The organism is Mycobacterium sp. SMC-18, assembly GCF_045310895.1.
Taxonomy (GTDB): Bacteria; Actinomycetota; Actinomycetes; order Mycobacteriales; family Mycobacteriaceae; genus Mycobacterium.
Map to the genome: position 1 here is coordinate 69,578 of NZ_JBJIAL010000017.1, position 17,577 is coordinate 87,154.

18 protein-coding genes and 1 riboswitch are annotated in these 17,577 nt (G+C 66.6%); of the genes, 7 read left to right on the forward strand and 11 right to left on the reverse strand.

Translation table 11 applies throughout. The features are described from left to right. Nucleotides 1-8 precede the first annotated feature (8 nt). Complete coding sequence (locus tag ACJH6J_RS16870) at nt 9-1,040, reverse strand: AraC family transcriptional regulator (RefSeq protein WP_406804239.1); 1,032 nt, start codon at nt 1,038-1,040, stop codon at nt 9-11. 70 nt (nt 1,041-1,110) lie between these two features. Between ACJH6J_RS16870 and ACJH6J_RS16875 the strand changes: the two genes are divergently transcribed. Both ACJH6J_RS16875 and ACJH6J_RS16880 read left to right on the forward strand, forming a co-directional pair. Further along, a complete protein-coding gene (locus tag ACJH6J_RS16875) occupies nt 1,111-2,583 on the forward strand; it encodes an amidase (protein ID WP_406804240.1) in 1,473 nt (490 codons plus the stop codon). A 108-nt stretch (nt 2,584-2,691) separates the two neighbouring features. Next, nucleotides 2,692-3,066, forward strand: a complete 375-nt coding sequence (locus ACJH6J_RS16880; RefSeq protein ID WP_406804241.1) for a DoxX family protein — start codon at nt 2,692-2,694, stop codon at nt 3,064-3,066. 69 nt (nt 3,067-3,135) lie between these two features. On the opposite strand, the gene ACJH6J_RS16885 is transcribed toward ACJH6J_RS16880, so the two are convergent. The 6 genes from ACJH6J_RS16885 to ACJH6J_RS16910 all read right to left on the reverse strand — a co-directional run bounded on the left by ACJH6J_RS16885 (nt 3,136) and on the right by ACJH6J_RS16910 (nt 7,457). After that, on the reverse strand, nt 3,136-3,546 hold the full coding sequence (locus tag ACJH6J_RS16885; RefSeq protein WP_406804242.1) for a hypothetical protein: 411 nt from the start codon (nt 3,544-3,546) through the stop codon (nt 3,136-3,138). A gap of 9 nt (nt 3,547-3,555) precedes the next feature. Continuing rightward, nucleotides 3,556-4,254, reverse strand: a complete 699-nt coding sequence (locus ACJH6J_RS16890; RefSeq protein ID WP_406804243.1) for a hypothetical protein — start codon at nt 4,252-4,254, stop codon at nt 3,556-3,558. Beyond that, nucleotides 4,242-4,370: a hypothetical protein gene (locus tag ACJH6J_RS16895; protein WP_256370088.1), complete on the reverse strand. Its 129-nt coding sequence runs from the start codon at nt 4,368-4,370 to the stop codon at nt 4,242-4,244. The genes ACJH6J_RS16890 and ACJH6J_RS16895 overlap by 13 nt, the downstream gene beginning before the upstream one ends. Nucleotides 4,371-4,407: 37 nt before the next feature. After that, nucleotides 4,408-5,199 carry a CbbQ/NirQ/NorQ/GpvN family protein gene (locus tag ACJH6J_RS16900; protein ID WP_226519283.1) on the reverse strand — a complete coding sequence of 264 codons (792 nt, stop codon included), beginning with the start codon at nt 5,197-5,199 and terminating at the stop codon, nt 4,408-4,410. Beyond that, nucleotides 5,196-6,719 (reverse strand): nitric oxide reductase activation protein NorD, encoded by a 1,524-nt coding sequence (locus ACJH6J_RS16905; RefSeq protein WP_226519282.1) that lies wholly within the window; start codon nt 6,717-6,719, stop codon nt 5,196-5,198. Before ACJH6J_RS16905 ends, ACJH6J_RS16900 begins: the two co-directional genes overlap by 4 nt. A gap of 129 nt (nt 6,720-6,848) precedes the next feature. Continuing rightward, the gene (locus ACJH6J_RS16910; protein ID WP_226519281.1) at nt 6,849-7,457 is read right to left on the reverse strand and encodes a TetR/AcrR family transcriptional regulator; all 609 of its coding nucleotides are present in this window, start codon (nt 7,455-7,457) and stop codon (nt 6,849-6,851) included. A 121-nt stretch (nt 7,458-7,578) separates the two neighbouring features. Here ACJH6J_RS16910 and ACJH6J_RS16915 point away from each other — a divergent pair, with 121 nt between their 5' ends. Both ACJH6J_RS16915 and ACJH6J_RS16920 read left to right on the forward strand, forming a co-directional pair. Continuing rightward, nucleotides 7,579-8,214: a TetR family transcriptional regulator gene (locus ACJH6J_RS16915; protein WP_406804244.1), complete on the forward strand. Its 636-nt coding sequence runs from the start codon at nt 7,579-7,581 to the stop codon at nt 8,212-8,214. Nucleotides 8,215-8,216: 2 nt separating this feature from the next. Next, a complete protein-coding gene (locus ACJH6J_RS16920) occupies nt 8,217-9,743 on the forward strand; it encodes an FAD-dependent monooxygenase (protein WP_406804245.1) in 1,527 nt (508 codons plus the stop codon). On the opposite strand, the gene ACJH6J_RS16925 is transcribed toward ACJH6J_RS16920, so the two are convergent. Further along, entirely contained in the window at nt 9,733-10,152 is a 420-nt protein-coding gene (locus ACJH6J_RS16925; RefSeq protein ID WP_406804246.1) for a nuclear transport factor 2 family protein, read from the reverse strand. The genes ACJH6J_RS16920 and ACJH6J_RS16925 overlap by 11 nt on opposite strands. An 81-nt stretch (nt 10,153-10,233) precedes the next feature. Here ACJH6J_RS16925 and ACJH6J_RS16930 point away from each other — a divergent pair, with 81 nt between their 5' ends. Continuing rightward, nucleotides 10,234-10,743 (forward strand): winged helix-turn-helix transcriptional regulator, encoded by a 510-nt coding sequence (locus ACJH6J_RS16930; RefSeq protein WP_406804247.1) that lies wholly within the window; start codon nt 10,234-10,236, stop codon nt 10,741-10,743. On the opposite strand, the gene ACJH6J_RS16935 is transcribed toward ACJH6J_RS16930, so the two are convergent. The 3 genes from ACJH6J_RS16935 to ACJH6J_RS16945 are packed head-to-tail and all read right to left on the reverse strand — an operon-like array spanning nt 10,740 to nt 13,926. Continuing rightward, on the reverse strand, nt 10,740-11,456 hold the full coding sequence (locus tag ACJH6J_RS16935; protein ID WP_406804248.1) for a class I SAM-dependent methyltransferase: 717 nt from the start codon (nt 11,454-11,456) through the stop codon (nt 10,740-10,742). The genes ACJH6J_RS16930 and ACJH6J_RS16935 overlap by 4 nt on opposite strands. Then, nucleotides 11,453-12,592: a homoserine O-acetyltransferase gene (locus tag ACJH6J_RS16940; RefSeq protein ID WP_406804249.1), complete on the reverse strand. Its 1,140-nt coding sequence runs from the start codon at nt 12,590-12,592 to the stop codon at nt 11,453-11,455. Before ACJH6J_RS16940 ends, ACJH6J_RS16935 begins: the two co-directional genes overlap by 4 nt. Next, a complete protein-coding gene (locus ACJH6J_RS16945; RefSeq protein WP_226519274.1) occupies nt 12,589-13,926 on the reverse strand; it encodes a bifunctional o-acetylhomoserine/o-acetylserine sulfhydrylase in 1,338 nt (445 codons plus the stop codon). Before ACJH6J_RS16945 ends, ACJH6J_RS16940 begins: the two co-directional genes overlap by 4 nt. Nucleotides 13,927-14,046: 120 nt before the next feature. Beyond that, nucleotides 14,047-14,167, reverse strand: a riboswitch (SAM riboswitch). Between the two features lie 260 nt (nt 14,168-14,427). Here ACJH6J_RS16945 and ACJH6J_RS16950 point away from each other — a divergent pair. Continuing rightward, nucleotides 14,428-16,665, forward strand: coding sequence for an NADP-dependent isocitrate dehydrogenase (locus ACJH6J_RS16950; protein ID WP_133427750.1), 2,238 nt, complete (start codon nt 14,428-14,430; stop codon nt 16,663-16,665). 106 nt (nt 16,666-16,771) lie between these two features. Continuing rightward, nucleotides 16,772-17,575 carry an exodeoxyribonuclease III gene (locus ACJH6J_RS16955; RefSeq protein ID WP_293023426.1) on the forward strand — a complete coding sequence of 268 codons (804 nt, stop codon included), beginning with the start codon at nt 16,772-16,774 and terminating at the stop codon, nt 17,573-17,575. The last annotated feature ends 2 nt before the right edge of the window (nt 17,576-17,577 follow it).

Genomic DNA, 17,577 nt, shown 5'->3' on the forward strand with positions numbered 1-17,577 from the left:
CCGGTGCCTCACACCGTCGGGAGCAGTGCGACCGGGCCGTCCTTGCGCAGCTGTGCCGGGGTGACCCCGAACCAGCGCTTGACCGACCTCGTCATGGACGAATGCTCGGAGTAGCCGAGGACGGCCGCGACTTGGCTCAGGGGCAGCTCGGTTTCGAGCAGCAGCCGGCGCGTCGCCGAGCGGTAGACGTCGGCCCGGATGTCCTCGAACGTGGTGTGCTCGTCCGACAGTCGCCGCTGCAACGTCCGCGGATGCATGTTGAGCAGATCCGCGATCTCTGCCTTGGTGCCCCGGTTGGCTCCGATGGTGCTCTTCAGTGTGCGCTGTACGCGTTCCGAAAGGCGCTGTCCGGCAGCGGGGTACCGGGTGGCGATGTAGGCGATCGCTTGGCCGCGGAGGCGAGGCTTGATGGACTGGATCCGGGCGTGCAGTACATCGCGGTCCAAATGTATTGCCGCGTAGGGCTGTTCGAACGCTACGGGCGCGTCGAAATGGGCGCGGTAGGCACTGCGTTCTCCGACCGGCGAGTGCGGCAGGGATACGCCTTGCAGGCGCAGTGGAATCGGCGAAAGAGTCTGTGCCATCCGGTATGTCGACGACAGGTACGCGTCGATCAGCTGGCGCTGCGGGACCGCGCGCTCGAGCCGGACGTCGAAACGCACCGTGATGCAGCCGGGCAGGTGCGGGCTGGGGTCCTCGATGACCAATTCGTAGCAGGGGCTGTGAAAGAACAGATACCGGGATGCGTTGGCCGTCGCCTCGTACACCGTGTCGCTGTTCTGCACGACCACGGCGAGCAGGCCCAATATCGACAGGTCCTGACGGCTGCCCAGCTGGAGGCCGAGCGTGGGCAGCCGGTGCTGCCGGGCGGCGTTCTCGAAGAGGAGAGCGACAGCGTCGAGGGGGACCATAGTTTCGGCATCGTGCAATGCATCCGGGTCCAGTCCGCTCTGCCGGTACAACCGGTCGGGATCCCCGGAAAGTTCTCGGATGAACGGGGCGAAGTCCTGCAGCACGCCGGCTCTGATCGACTCGTCCACGTTCGTCAGTGTCGAAATCGGTGTCTCGATATGTCAAGAGCGACTTCCCGGCTGGACGGAAGATCACACCGTGAACTTCGATGAGTACCGCAGATACGACGCCACCGGGTTGGCGAAGCTGGTCGCCGACAAGGAGGTGTCGGCCACCGAACTGCTGACGCTGGCGCGGGAACGGGCCGCGGTGGTGAACCCCAAGATCAACGCCATCGTGCGCGACATTCCCGCTGCGGAGCCGTCGGACGAGCTCAGTGGTCCATTTGCGGGTGTGCCGTTCCTGATCAAGGACCTGGGGCAGGACTACGCGGGCTTGCCGAGCTCACACGGCTCCCGTTCATTGAAGTCGTTGCCGGCCAAGGAACACGCGACGATCGTGCAGCGCTGGATCGACGCCGGGTTGGTGATATTCGGCAAGACCAACCTGCCGGAGTTCGGGGCGAAGGCCATCTCCGAACCCGAGGTCTGGGGTCCCGCGCGCAATCCGTGGGATCTGACGCGAACGCCGGGCGGCTCGTCGGGCGGTTCGGCCGCCGCAGTCGCTGCGGGAATCGTGCCCTGCGCCGGAGCGAACGACGGTGGCGGATCAACGCGCATCCCGGCGGCCTGCTGCGGACTGGTCGGGCTGAAGCCCGGACGCGGGCTGACCCCCTTCGGTCCCGGCAGCGGCGAGATGATGCACGGCTCAGCGGTGCAGGGCGTGGTCTCGCGGACGGTGCGCGACACTGCCGCGATGTTCGACGTCATCAGCGGCGGCGAGCCCTGTGGGCCTTATGTTCCGGGGATGCCGACGTCGCCGTTCGCGTCGGCTGTGGGTGAGCGCCCCGCGAAACTACGGATCGGCGTCCGGGTGCCCGCAGCGATCACGCCGGCGCCGCACCCTGAGGCATTCGCGGCGGTGGAGGCGACGGTGCGAACCCTGACCGAGCTCGGCCACCACGTGGAGGAATTGGCGCAGGCGCCGTTCGACGACGGTGAGTTGGCGCGGGACTTCCTGCTCACCTGGTTTGCGTTTCTGGCTTGGGAGGTCGCCGATGCCAAGCGACTGACTGGTGCGGGCGATGATGCGTTCGAGCGCGAGACGCTGATCATGGCGGCGCTCGGGCGCGCGACCAGCAGTGTCGACTACGTGGCCGCTGTGCAACGGCGCCACGACCATGCTCGCCGGCTCACCACGTTCTTCGAGTCCTACGACCTGCTACTGACGCCGACGCTGGCGACGCCGCCCCCAAAGATCGGCGAGTTCGACCTGCCGGCGGCCCTGCGGCCCGCGGTCGACGTGCTGCTCAAGACGCGCACCGCATCCTTCCTGCGATACACGAAGATCGTCGACGACATGGTGGACAAGAACCTGGGCTGGGTGCCGTACACGCAGTTGGCGAATTTGACCGGGCGCCCGGCCATCTCGTTGCCGCTGCACTGGACCGCCGACGGGCTGCCGCTCGGTGTCCAGTTCGTGGCTCCGCTCGGAGGTGAATCGCTCCTCATCCGGCTGGCCGCTCAACTCGAGGAAGCGATGCCCTGGGCCGACCGCGTCGCTCCGATCTAGCGGCGGCGTGTTCACGCCGCACTCGCGCGGGGAATTGAATCGGACTAAAGTCCGTTTAATCTGATCGGGTCATTCCGACCGTGAAACTTCAGCCCTGAGGAGCTCAACATGAACACGGCACTGTGGATCGTCGCCGGCGTACTGGCATTCGTCTTCGCCGGAAGCGGTGTCATGAAGCTGGTCCTTCCCAAGGAGAAGCTGGTTGCGCAGGGACTCGGTGGACTCGCCGACGTGGACCCGAACGCCATCCGCGGTATCGGCGTGGCCGAAGTGGCCGGCGCGATCGGCCTGATCGTGCCGCCGCTGGTGCACATCCTCCCGGTACTCACCCCGCTGGCCGCCCTCGGCCTGGCGGTGGTCATGGTCGGCGCCATCGTCGTACACGGCCGCCGCAAGGAGTACCCCAACGTGGCCGTCAACGTGGTGCTGCTGGGTCTCGCCTTGTTCGTCGCCTGGGGCCGGTTCGGCGCCTACGCCTTCTGATCCCCCGCGCCCCAGCGATTTGTGCACGATTTTCCGCGGTCACCGCGGAAAATCGTGCACAAATCACTGTCAGTGACCGCCGGTGCGGGCGAGCCGGTCCTCGTGAATCTTCACCAGCTCCCGGAAGCCGAGCCGGTGGTAATGCGGCACCGGCTGCACGCCCCAGGTGTCCTGGGCGGTTTTCTGCCCGGTCGCCTCTGCGGGCCCGCCGAACGGCGCACCTGAGAAGTCGTAGGGGAACTTGCATTCCACAGTGTCGTCGGAGTAGCGGACCTTCATCAGCTCGCTGCAGATCTCTCTGAACGACAACGTCGGCCAGCCGTACCAGACGGCCAGCGCCGGCATGGTGAACGACCCCTCGATGACGAGGCCGAACAGGCAGATGAAGAGCCCGCGCTTGAGCCACTTGTGCATGTTGGCGTAGACGGGTGTGGTGCCCAGGGGGAGGGCCGGCGTCGATTCGGCTTCCGTGGTGGTCATGGAATTCCTTTAGTCGCTGAAGATTTCGCGATTGACGGTATGCAGATACGGGATGGCCAGGAACGGCGTGATGTAGAAGATGTCGTACAGCCACCAGCCGACGACCGGGAAAACCACACCGGCATAACGGATATCCGCGAACATCGTCATGTTGAACGTGTAACCGATCCAGATGACGATGCCGAACCAGCAGGTGATGATGAGCCACTGGTGCCCCCACCGCTTCATCTGCAGGAACGCGATGCCGGCCGCGATGCGCATGGTGAACACTGTCAGGATCAGCGCGACCTCCCAGGCTTTTTCGCCCGGTGCGCCGGCCCCGCCGATCCACAGTTCGTTGTAGTGCCAGAAGTATCCGGCGTCGAACATGTTGCCCCACGCCGTGATGATGGTGCGGTTCAGCAGCGTGTGATTGGCCAACAGATCCAGTGACCACCCGATGCTGTTGAGCGCCGCGTCGAGGATCACCAGATAGCCGATGAGCGTCACGATGATCGGCCGCACCGACAGTCCCGCCTTCTGCGCACGCCGTTGCAGCCAGACGCCGCGCAGGAAGAACGGCAGCCCGACGAACCCGATGAACATCGACCCCATCAACAGCGTGCCGGTGATCAGCCAGCGGTCGGCCTGCCGTTGCGCTTGCCGGGATGCGTCGTGGTGCTGGTCGTAACCGACCGTGGGGATGGTTGTCGAACTCACAGTGACCACCAGCCACGGACGATCGACATGTGCAGCTGGATCAGGAACATCGCCAGTAGCCAGCCGTAGGCGAAAAGCTGGAAGACGATCAGCGCCCGTTTGCGTTTGCGGTCCTGCTCATTCATGGTCGTGAAACTCCCTTTCTGACTGTGACATTGGTGGTCAGCGGATGCCCGCGGGTTGCAGGCACGCAGCTGCGATCTCCCGTAGGCCTTCGCTGATGGCGCCGTCGCTGCTCAGCGGGGCCAGTACCGCGGCTTCGGCGGCCGACATCTCGTCGGCACCCGCGGCGACAAGGTGCGCCGCCGAGACCAGCACGCGGGTCGACGGCGGCTCGAAATGGAAGGCGTCGTCGGCCTGGCGAATGCTGTTGGCGCACTGCACGAGCCGCGATGCGGCGCCGATGTCGATACCGGTTTCGCCCACGAGTACTTCGGCCTCGCGGTCGGGTGGCAGATAGGTCATGGCGATGGTGACGAAGCGCTGCCGGAACGACGGTTTGAGGTCCTTGAGTGAATGCCGGTACGCGGGGTTGTACGAGCAGACGAGCAGGAAGGAATCGGGTGCCGGCACCACTTCGGCGGCGCGGTCCAGATAGAGGGTGCGGCGGTGGTCGGTCAGTGAATGCAGGATCGCCAGCGAGTCATGGCGCGCCTCCACCACCTCGTCGAGATAGCAGATGGCGCCGTCTTTGACGGCGCGGGTCAGTGGGCCGTCGGTCCAGAGCACGTCACCGCCGGCGACGACGAACCGGCCGACCAGGTCTGAACTGGTGAGGTCGTCATGACAGCTGATGGTGATTACGGGGCGCCCCAACAGGTTTCCCATGTGCTCGACGAAGCGCGTCTTGCCGCAGCCCGTCGGCCCGGTGAGCATGACCGGCAGCCGACGCTGATACGCCTGACTGAACGTGGTCACCTCGTCGCCGGTCGGCAGGTATGGCGAATCGGTCATGCGGATACCAACTCTCGGTGTACGTGCGCCAGAACACGGGGAAGTTCCTCGATGTGGCGGATCCGCCGGGATCGACGGGAGCCGAACACTTCGGGTAACGGATCGACCCGGACCGGTCCCAGGCCCAGGTAATAGACGCCGACGCCCGCCTCGTCGGCTTCAGCGACGGCGTGCGCGACGTCGGCCCAGGCGTACCGGCCTTCGTAGCCTTCGTCGGAGATGAGTCCGTCGCCGATCACGATGAGAACCCGACGCTGCGCGGGCTGGGTCAGGAGGCGGCTGGTCACGTGCCGGATCGGCGCGCCGAGTCGGGTGTACCCACCGGTCACCAGGCCGGACCTGCTGGGCAGCGCAAAGTGGTTGTCGCTGAAGTCTTTCAGGCATCGAACCTCGACGCGATGGCGGGTGTTTCCGCTGAAGACGAAGATGCCGTGGCGCTCGCGGGCCACGGTCATGGCGCGGGAAAGGGCGTCGGCACAAGCCAATTCGAGGTCGAACACCCGGCCTTGATGGATACCCAGCGACGAGCTGCCGTCCATCAGTACGGCGGTGACGGTGTCGCGCGCACTTGGCAGTAAGGCGCGGAACACCTTTGGCTCCTGCTGTGACCCGGCACGCCCGTCCGCATAGGCCGCGACGTAGGCGTCGACATCGAGGTCGCTGCCGTCCTCCAGTCGGTTGACCATCGTGCGGTGGGTCGGCTCATCGAACCAGCGCCGGATCTCGGGCGACGCGCCACCGCGGCGGTCGTGCCGGGTCTGTCGCCGTTCCAGGACCGCGACGTGATCGGGCAGGAACTGGCCACGCCACGAATTCCACTCAGGGTAGGGGATTCCCGCGCGTCGGTCGGGCCGGATGTCGAGGTCGTCGTCCTCGGGCCGGCTGGCCGGCGGCAGGTTGGCGTTGCGCACCCCGCCCTCGCCGCCAACCGGGATCGACATCAGCCGTTGGGTGTCGGAGCGGGATGAGGACCACGGCATACGGCCGAGGGTGCGCCGGATCGCGCTCGCCAGTGTGCGGGTGTCGGCCGTGCTCAGCGGCGATGCGCCGAGCAGCGGATAATCGGGCAATCGTTCCCGCGAGCGCGCCAAGATATCTGTGCGGGCGAGAATTTCGGTTGCAGAGAGGTCCGGATCGGCCGGCTCCAGTTCGGGCAGCACCCGACGCGCTTCGGGAAGGAGGCCGGGCCAACGCCCCGCCAGCCAACCGAGTGCGACTGCACCCTCGACCAGGCGAAGCGCAGCAAGTTCGCGCTCCGTCAGCCGGTGCAGTGGGTACTGCGCGATGCGGTCTTTCGACGGCGCGCATTGCAGGGCAACACCACATGTGTAGGTCCGCAGCGACCAGTCGGGTGCAGGTGCCGGGTAGGGGACGTGGACGACGGAACGGCTCGCGCTCAAACCGAAGTGGCGCAGGTCGCCGGAGATCAGCCGCACCCCGGCCCGACGTCGCCCGGACAATGCCACCGCGGTCAGCGCGCAGGCGCGATCGAGTTCTGCGGCGGTAATCGATTGGGACACTGGGGGACGGGCCGGCTCAGAAGGTGCCGATGTTCGAGAACATCCAGTACCAGAACGCGATGAGAGCGGCCATCGCGCCCCACGCGATGGCGAGGCGGGCGATCTCCTGCCACATGGTGTCTCCTCCGGTTATCGGGCCGCGATACCTCGCAGCGCGGTGTGGACGAAGTTGTCCAGCAGGGCGGTGCGGATCTGGTCCGCGCCGCGACTCGTGGTCAGCAGGGCATAGAGGCTGAGCAGGAAGTAGACCGCGCTGTGGAACGCGTCGACATCCGCATCGGCCTCACCGGCCTGGCGGGCCCGTTCGATCTCCTGGACCACCAGCACGATCACCCGGTGGTCGGTCCATTCGTCGTCCAGTGGCCTGTTCGAGGAAAAGTGCAGGGCCAGAACATCTTTGAACAGCAGCCGGCCGAGCCGCTGTTCGACCGCCACGATGACCCGGACCACCTCGTTCAGTGCCTCTTCGAGGGTGTGCGGCGTCTGCAGGAACGTGGCGAGCTCGCGGCCGGCTGTCTCCTCGGCTTGGCGCTCGAGCTCGAACAGCACGTGTTCTTTCGTTGGGAAGTGGAAGTAGAACGTGCCGTGTGCGACGCCCGCCGATCTGATGATGGCTCCGACGTCGGCATCTGCCATTCCCGCGCGCTTGAACTCGGTGATGGCGGCATCGAGGACGCGCTGGCGGGTTTCCAGCCGTTTGGCTTCTCGCAGCGACGGTTTGGCGGTGGCGCGGGTCATGGTGGCTCAAGTTGTACTCGTTTTACTGACCTGAGTCAATGACTTGAGTCAGTAATATTCACAGGAAATTGCCCGCTGGGCAAAGTTGCCCAGTGTGCAAAATCATCTGTACGGTGGCGGCATGCCCGAATCGGCTGAGACTGGTCTGCGCGAACGAAAGAAGCTCGACACCCGTCGGGCGCTCAGTGATGCGGCGCTGCAACTGGCGTTCGACCGCGGCGGGCTGGACGCCGTCACGCGCGAGGAGATCGCGGCGCTGGCGGGAGTGTCCCTACGGACGTTCAACAACTACTTCAGCGGCAAGTACGAGGCGCTGGCTTATCGCATCGCCGAGCGGATGCGGCGCAGTGTCGCGGTGTTTCGGTCGCGGCCGGTCGACGAGCCGCTGTGGACATCGATCATCGAGGCGGTGACGGGCACCCTCGAAGAGGAGATGGTCGACATCACCGGCGCCGATCTCATCCCGGACCGCCGCGAGCTCGTCGAAGTGCGAAAACTCATGATGCGAACCGAAGTTCGCAACGCGGTGCCGCAGATCCTCTATCAGGACTGGGTGGCGGCCATCGCCGAGCGAACGGGTCTCGGCCCCGACGACATGTACCCGCGCCTCGTGGTGGCCGTCGTGCGCGCCATCGGAGACACCGCGATGGAGGCGTACGCGAACGCCGATCCGCCGGTGGCCATCACCCAGCTGATGCGTGCGGGTTTCGACGCCGTCATCGCGGGACTGCCTGAACCGACCAGAACGAAGGAGTGACCATGCCCGCTGACGTCGTAATCTCCGGCGCCGGACCCAACGGCCTGATGATGGCCTGCGAACTCGCGCTCGCCGGCATCAAACCGGTCATCCTCGATGCGCTGCCCGGGCCGGGCGACGAACCCAAGGCCAACGGCCTTGTCGGACAGGTGATCCGGCAGCTCGACATGCGTGGTCTCTACCAGGCATTCACGGGCGATCCCAACGCGCCACAACCCGCCTATGGCTGGATGTTCTCCGGCCTGCCGCTGAATTTTGTTGGTGTCGAAGACAATCCGATGCGTGCTGTGCTGATGAAGCAGCCTCGATTGGTCCAGCTGCTGTACGAGCGGGCACAGGCTCTCGGGGTCGAGGTGCGATGGGGACACGCCGTGACCGCCCTGTCGGCCGGTCCTGACGGCGTCACCGTCGACGTGGCCGCGCCTGACGGCGCCTACGTGCTGCAGGCCGATTGGCTGGTGGGTGCCGACGGCGGCCGTAGCACCGTCCGCAAGCAGTCCGGTATCGGCTTTCCGGGGCATACGTCGCCGACGGTGGCCCGGTTGGCGCATGTGCACATCGCCGACGAGCTCCGCACCGCCGACGGCGAGCTCGACGTGCCCGGCTTCGGCCGGATTCCGTTTGGACACAACCGCTATGACACCGGCATGGTGATCTTCTTCGAGGCGCACGGAGACCCGCCGATGCTGGGCACGCTGGAGTTCGGTTCGCTGCCGGATGGCGCGCCGGGGGAGTTGACCTACGACGAGCTGAGGCAGAGTCTGCGGCGGGTGCTCGGGGTCGACGTGCCGTTCGACGTACCGGCCGGGCCCGGTCCGTTCGCGATGCGCCGCATCGACGGCCAGAACACCCGGCAGGCCGACGCGTACCGGTCCGGCCGCATTTTGCTGATCGGTGATGCCGCACATGTGCATTCGGCGATGGGTGGCCCGGGGCTGAACCTCGGTCTGCAGGACACCTTGAATCTGGGCTGGAAGCTGGCGGCGGTCATCAATGGCTGGGCGCCCGAGGCGTTGATCGACACCTATGAGTCCGAGCGCTATCCGGTCGGTGAGCGTGTCATGATGCACTCACTGGCCCAGATCGCGCTCACCGCGCCCGGGCCCGAGGTGCGCGCCTTGCGCACGCTTCTCGGCGAACTCTTCCAGCTACCCGAGGTCACCGCACATATGGCCGGACTACTGGCGGGGGCGGACGTGCGCTACGAGATGGGCGGCACCACCCACCGCCTCACCGGATTCATGGTGCCGGACGAGACGTTGGACGACGGGCGCCGGCTCACCGAGCTGCTGCACAGCGGTCGAGGCGTGGTCCTCGACCAGTCCGGCGGTGGTGTGGCCGCTGTCGTCGCACCGTGGGATCGCCGCGTCGACACGGTGGAGGCCGCCATGGCGGACGGGCCCGCCGCCATGCTGATCCGGCCCGACGGCTATGTCGCTTGGGCTGCAGACACTTTCGCCGCGGCGGATGCCGGTGACCTGCGCGCGGCCCTGGAGCGCTGGTTCGGCCCGGCCGAAATCAGCGACTGAGCGCGCGGCGCGCGACACCGGGGTGGGCGGCGATCCTGGGGCCGAGCAGCAGGGCGAAGACCGTCACCGCAAGCCACGGTCGCAGGTGCGGGCGTAGCCGCCGGATCAGCCCCGCATCGTCGAGCTCGAACACCAGGGCATCGGTGATGGTGAGTCCCGCGATGCGCCCGCGACTCACCGCGACACGCGTGCGTCCGTCGCCGATGACGTTCTCCCACTCCAGGTTTCGCATCCCGGCGTAGACCGCGGTCAGCAGGACGCGCAGGTCGTCCCGGCCGCGGAACACCATGCGCCCGGACAGTGGGGAGATCAGCTCCGCGTCAGGGGCGAGGGCGGCGATGAATCGTTCGACCTCGCCGCTGCGGGTGGCCGCGCAGAACGTCGCGACGGAATCTGTACTTGTCGTCATCAGGACCCCTGAGTGTCGCTTGTTATTTGCAACCCACTTAAACAGAGTCCATTGCAGAAAGCAATGGACTACGCTTGTGCAGTGTCCAAACAGTCCTTCGGTGACATCTCCTGCTCGATCGCGCGGACGCTCGACATCGTGGGCCCACGGTGGACGGCCCTGGTGCTGCGCGACCTCTTCGCGGGAATGGCCCGGTTCGAGGACATCCGCCGTGATCTCGGTATTGCGTCGAACGTCCTGGCCGCGCGTCTGGACGATCTGGAGCGCCACGCGATCGTGGCACGGCGCCAATACCAGAGCGCGCCTCCTCGTTTCGAGTACGTGCTCACCGACAAGGGGCGCGACCTCTATCCGGTGATCGCGACCCTGCTCGCGTGGGGTGACAAGTGGACGGCCGGCGAGGGTGGGCCACCGGCGCTACTTGTTCACGATGAATGCGGCTGTGTCACAACGGCAAAGGCCGTCTGTGCCGAATGTGGAGGGGAGCTCGGGGCGCTGACGACGACCGCGGTGCCCGGCCCCGGCGCACGCGTCGGCCCGGGCACCGCGGTCATCGGCGGATTTCTGACTTCTGGTGAACCGGGCGCCTAGGCCAGGGTCGCCCGCACGCAGTGCGTGACGTACGGCAACGCCAATCCGGTGCTGCTGGCCAGCGCCGGGTGCGTGCTCAGCAATTCGCGCACTTCGCCCAGCACCTTGCGGCGTACGTCGGCGGGCGAGGTGATGCAGTAACTCCGGGACGCGACGAGGTCCAGAAGCGCTTGCGGCGTAAGGTAACTCGTCCACTCGAAGCGGTGGGTCTCGATGTCGGTGAAGTCGCCGCACAGTGAGTCGGCCGACGGGTCGTGCTCGCAGCCGATGATGCGGTTCAGTTCCTTGACCCAGCCCAGCCGCTCGTCGCGGATGTTCCAGACCAGACCCAGCCGGCCGCCCGGTCGCAGCACCCGTGCCACTTCGGCCGCAGCCCGTTCCGGGTCGAACCAGTGCCAGGCCTGCGCGACCAGGACCGCGTCGACACTGTTGTCCGGCAACGGGATTTCCTCGGCCGTGCCGAGCAGTGCAGGCACCGACGGCAACGACCCGCTGAGCACCTCGAGCATCTCGGGGATGGGGTCCACGGCTGTGACCGCCAGGCCGCGCTCGGCCAGCCGGACCGTCAGCTTGCCGGTACCGGCGCCGAGATCGAGGACGTCGACGGCCCCTGCGGGCAGTAGCCAGTTGATGGACTCCGGCGGGTAGGACGGTCGTCCGCGTTCGTACGCCGCGGCCTGCTCCCCGAAGGACAGCGAGCGTTCGCCCGTCACCGGGACGCCAAGTCCAGGGTCTGGCGGATCAGCAGGCCCACCTTGTCGGTCTCGACCAGGAAACCGTCGTGGCCGTAGTCGGACTCGATGACCTCGAGACCCGGACAGCCCGGCAGCAACGCGGCCAGTTCCTCCTGCAGCCGAATGGGATACAGCCGGTCGGAGGTGATGCCCCCGACGATCACCGGCACCGGACAAGACCCCAGTGCCGCGGCCACCCCGCCGCGTCCGCGCCCGACATCGTGACTGCTCAGCGCATCCGTCAGCGCCACATACGTGCCCGCATCGAACCGTGCGGCCAGCTTGCGGCCCTGGTACTCCAGATAGCTCTCGACCGCGTAAAGGCCGTCGCTGGAACTCTTTTCGTGGTTCTGCGCGGTGTTGCGGAACCGGTCGTCGAGTTCCTTTTCGCCGCGGTACGTCAGGTGCGCGAACCGGCGGGCGATCTGGATGCCGTCGTCCGGGGTGAGCCCCGTCACGTAATAGTCGCCGCCGGCCCAGTTCGGGTCGGCCTTGATGGCCGCGACCTGCGCGCACTGCGTGCCGATCTGGTCCGCGGTGGCCCGGGCGCCGACCGCAAGTACCAGCCCGGCCCGCACCGTGTCGGGGTGTCCCACAAGCCATTCCAGCGCCCGCGCGCCACCCATCGAGCCACCGACGACCGCGGCCACCTGCGTGATGCCGAGGGCGGCAAGCGCCGCCAGGTCGGCGTTCACCTGGTCGCGCACGGTGATGGCGGGAAACCGTGAGCCCCAGGGCTTTCCGTCGGGAGCGAGCGAGCTGGGACCCGTCGACCCGCGGCAGCCGCCGAGCACGTTGGTGGCGATGGCGCACCAGCGGTCGGTGTCGATCGGGGCACCCGGACCGGCGACGCCATCCCACCAGCCGCCCGTCGGATGGTCCGGCCCGGCCGGCCCGGTGACATGGGAGTCACCGGTCAGCGCGTGCAGCACCATCACGACATTGTCGGCGGCGGGGGACAGCTCACCCCAGCGCTGCACCGCGATGGACACGTCGGGCAGCACGATGCCGCTCTCCAGCGTCAGCGAGCCGATGTTCACCACACCGGTCTCGCCTTCGGCAGGCAGCAGCGGCGCTGCGGAGATGTCAGACACGGGCACGTCGATAATCGTCACACCAAGGCCGCCTTTCGGTCGGCACCCCCCACCGATCCAGCAGCAGCGAAGCCCTGCTCCAGGTCGGCGAGGATGTCTTCGATGCCCTCGATGCCGACCGCCAGCCGCACCAGGCCCGGGGTGACTCCCGAGGCCAGCTGCTCCTCGGCGGTCAGCTGCTGGTGCGTGGTCGACGCCGGGTGGATCACCAGCGACCGGACATCACCGATGTTGGCGACATGGCTGTGCAGCGTCAGCGCGTTCACGAAAGCCTTGCCGGCCTCGACGCCGCCGGTCAGTTCGAACGACAGCACCGCACCGGTGCCCTTGGGGGCCAGCTTGCGGCCCAGCTCGTACCACGGGGACGACGGCAGGCCGGCGTAGTTCACCGAGAGCACGTCCGGGCGGCCCTCGAGGTACTCGGCGACCTTCTGCGCGTTGGACACATGGCGTTCAACGCGCAGAGACAGCGTTTCCAATCCCTGCGCGATGAGGAAGGAATTGAAGGGAGCGGCGGCGCTGCCCAGATCGCGCAGCAGTTGCACGCGCGCTTTGAGTGCGTAGGCCGGTGCGCCCAGGTCGGCGAACACCACACCGTGGTAGCTCGGGTCGGGCTCGGTGAAGCCCGGGAACTTGCCGCCCGTCCAGTCGAAGGTGCCACCGTCGACGATGACGCCGGCGATCGCCGAGCCGTGCCCGCCCAGGTACTTGGTGGCCGAGTGCACGACGATGTCGGCGCCGTGGGCCAGCGGCTGGATCAGGTACGGCGTGGCGACGGTGTTGTCGACGATGAGCGGCACGCCGTTGTCGTGCGCGACGCCCGAGACACCCGGGATGTCCAGGATGTCGATCTTCGGGTTGGAGATGGTCTCGGCGAAGAACGCCTTGGTGTTCGGCCGGACCGCGGCGCGCCACGAGTCGAGGTCGTCGGGGTTTTCCACGAAGCTGACGTCGACGCCGAGCTTGGGCAGCGTGTAGTGCAGCAGGTTGTAGGTGCCGCCGTACAGCCGCGGCGAGGCCACGATGTGATCGCCGGTGCCGGCGATGTTCAGGATCGCGAAGGTCGCGGCAGCCTGTCCGGACGACAGGAACAGCGCGGCCACGCCGCCCTCGAGCGCGGCGACGCGCTGCTCGACCACGTCGGTGGTCGGGTTCATGATGCGGGTGTAGATGTTGCCCGGCTCGGCCAGCCCGAACAGCGCGGCGGCGTGGTCGGTGTCGCGGAACGTGTACGACGTCGTCTGGTAGATCGGCAGCGCACGGGCATTGGTGGCGCTGTCGGGGCTCTGACCTGCGTGGATCTGCTTCGTCTCGAAGCTCCAGCGCGCAGTGGGGTCGATGGCCTCAGTGGTCATGTTAGGGGTGTCTCCTGTGAGTTTTTAGGTACGACGAATGGGTGCGCGAACTCGCACGAATCACAGACAGCGACGCATAGGAAGCCTCCACTCACCCAGTCATCCGGGTCCGTGGTGGCGGACCCGCGCTTGCCTCGCAGCCGATGTACGGCTGCTCAACCTGGTCGTCTCCCGGGGCACCCCACCGCGGATGGAGGGTTGCCGGCCAGCAAGCCGGGGCTTGACGCTGGCACTCATGACCGGACTCGAGGGTAACTCAAGAGGCTGGGCAACTGCTAGCTGGTGCCGTCCGGTGGGCGGGACACGGCGTGTCGTCGGCGGTCCGCTTCGCGCAGCCTGTCGGTATCGATCCAGATCTGTGCACGACAGACCGGACCACCGGAAACTCGCCCCGCCGGTCACGGTAGTTTCGTAACCGTCGTGCGACGGGGTAGTCATGTGCAGACGCCGGACTCGACATAGATTTTCGTACGTACCGTCCGTGACGCCGGGAGAGTGACCATGAGTGGCGAGAAACCATCCATCATCTACACGTTGACCGACGAGGCGCCGCTGCTCGCGACGTACGCCTTCCTGCCGGTCGTCCGCACCTTCGCCGGCGCCGCCGGTATCGACGTCCAGACCAGTGACATCTCGGTGGCGGCCCGCATTCTCGCCGAGTTCAGCGACTACCTGACCGATGAGCAGAAGGTCCCCGACAACCTGGGCGAGCTGGGCCGGCTGACCCAGTTCCCGGACACCAACATCATCAAGCTGCCCAATATCAGCGCCTCGGTGCCGCAGCTCGTCGCCGCCATCAAGGAGCTCAAGGAGAAGGGCTACAACCTGCCCGACTACCCGGGCGACCCCAAGACCGACGAAGAGAAGGCGATCAAGGATCGCTACGGCAAGTGTCTCGGCAGCGCGGTGAACCCTGTTCTGCGCGAAGGCAACTCGGACCGTCGTGCCCCGAAGGCCGTCAAGGAGTACGCCCGCAAGCACCCGCACAGCATGGGCGAGTGGTCGCAGGCCTCCCGCACGCACGTCGCCACCATGAAGACGGGCGACTTCTACCACGGCGAGCAGTCCATGACGCTCGACAAGGACCGTCGCGTGAAGATGGTGCTGAAGACCAAGACCGGCAAGACAATTGAGCTCAAGCCCGAGGTCAAGCTCGACGCCGGCGACATCATCGACTCGATGTACATGAGCAAGAAGGCGCTCATCCAGTTCTACGAGGAGCAGATGGAGGACGCCTACAAGACGGGCGTCATGTTCTCCCTGCACGTCAAGGCGACCATGATGAAGGTCAGCCACCCGATCGTGTTCGGCCACGCCGTGCGCATCTTCTACAAGGACGCATTCGCCAAGCACCAGAAGCTCTTTGACGAGCTGGGCGTCAACGTCAACAACGGGCTCTCGGACCTGTACGACAAGATCTCGACGCTGCCCAAGTCGCTGCATGACGAGATCGTCGACGACCTGCACAAGTGCCACGAGCACCGGCCCGAGCTGGCGATGGTCGACTCGGCCCGCGGCATCACCAACTTCCACTCGCCGTCCGACGTCATCGTCGACGCCTCGATGCCCGCCATGATCCGGCTCGGCGGCAAGATGTACGGCGCCGACGGAAAGCTCAAGGACACCAAGGCCGTCAACCCCGAGTCGACGTTCTCCCGGATGTACCAGGAGATCATCAACTTCTGTAAGACGCACGGCCAGTTCGACCCGCGGACCATGGGCACCGTGCCCAACGTCGGTCTCATGGCGCAGAAGGCCGAGGAGTACGGCAGCCACGACAAGACCTTCGAGATTCCGGAGGACGGCATCGCCAACATCGTCGACATCGACAGCGGCGAGGTCCTGCTGACCACGGCGGTGGAAGAGGGCGACATCTGGCGCATGCCGGTCGTCAAGGATCTGCCGATCCGCGACTGGGTCAAGCTGGCCGTCACCCGCGCTCGGCTCTCGGGCATGCCCGTGGTGTTCTGGCTGGACCAGGAGCGTCCGCACGAGGCCGAGCTGCGCAAGAAGGTCGCGACCTACCTCAAGGACCACGACACCGAGGGCCTCGACATCTCCGTGATGTCGCAGGAACGCGCCATGCGGCACACCATCGAGCGGGCCATGCGCGGTCAGGACACCATCGCCGCGACCGGCAACATCCTGCGCGACTACCTCACCGACCTGTTCCCGATCCTGGAGCTGGGTACCAGCGCCAAGATGCTGTCGATCGTGCCGCTGATGGCCGGTGGCGGCCTGTACGAGACGGGCGCCGGTGGTTCGGCACCCAAGCACGTGCAGCAGCTGGTCGAGGAGAACCACCTGCGCTGGGACTCCCTCGGTGAGTTCCTGGCCCTGGGCGCCAGCCTGGAGGACCTGGGCAACAAGACCGACGATGCCAAGGCCCTGCTGCTGGCCAAGACGCTCGACAGCGCGACCGGAAAGCTGTTGGACGAGAACAAGAGTCCGTCGCGGCGCACCGGCGAGCTGGACAACCGCGGCAGCCAGTTCTACCTCGCCATGTACTGGGCGCAGGAGCTGGCCAAGCAGACCGAGGACGCCGAGCTGGCCGCCAAGTTCGCTCCGCTGGCCAAGACCCTGGCCGAGAACGAGGAGAAGATCGTCGCGGAACTGGCTGCGGCACAAGGCAGCGCGGCCGACATCGGCGGGTACTACGCGCCGGACCCGGAGAAGACGACGGCCGTGATGCGGCCGAGCGCCACTTTCAACGCGGCGCTGGCTTCCGCTCAGGAGTAATTCACCTCGAACGTGAGCTTGTGTGCGAGATTTCCTCGATTTCTCGCACACAAGCTCACGTTCGTCGTTTCAAGCGTGTCGTACCGGGACGTTAGGGTTCTGCTTCGTGATCGTCACCACCATCAACGTCAACGGCATCCGCGCCGCGGTCAAAGAGCGCTCGGCGGAGAACCTCGGGCTGCTGCCGTGGCTGAAGGACACCAAGTCCGACGTCATCTGCCTGCAGGAGACCCGGGCCGACGACGCGCAGCTGACGCAGGCCCTGGCGCCGGCGCTGGATGCGGGCTGGCAGCTGGCGTCGGCCGAGCCGTCTGCCAAGGGCCGCAACGGGGTGGCGGTGCTGTCGCGGGCCCCCATCACCGCGGTGCGGGTGGGGCTCAGTCCGGACTGTGAATTCGTCGCGCACGGGCGTTATGTGGAGGTCGACACCGACGGCGTCACGGTCGCCAGCGTCTACGTGCCCACCGGTGAGGCCGAGACCGACAAGCAGGTGGAGAAGGAGCGCTTCATGGTGGCGCTCGCCGGCCGTATGGCCGAGTTGACCCGCAAGCGCCGCGACGTGGTGATCTGCGGCGACTGGAACATCTGCGCGACGGAACTGGACCTGAAGGCGTGGAAGGCCAACGTCAAGAAGTCCGGGTTCCTGCCCAGCGAGCGGCAGTGGTTGGCCGAGCTGATGGCCTCTGGCTGGACCGATGTGGTCCGGGAGCTGCACCCTGAGGTCCCCGGGCCGTACAGCTGGTGGTCATGGCGCGGCAAGGCTTTCGACAACGACGCCGGGTGGCGCATCGACTACCACCTGGCCAACGCGAAGCTGGCGCCCAGAGCCCATGCGGCGCGGGTGGAGCGGGCTGCGGCATATGCGCTGCGCTGGTCGGACCACGCGCCGGTCACGGTCGAGTACAGCTGATC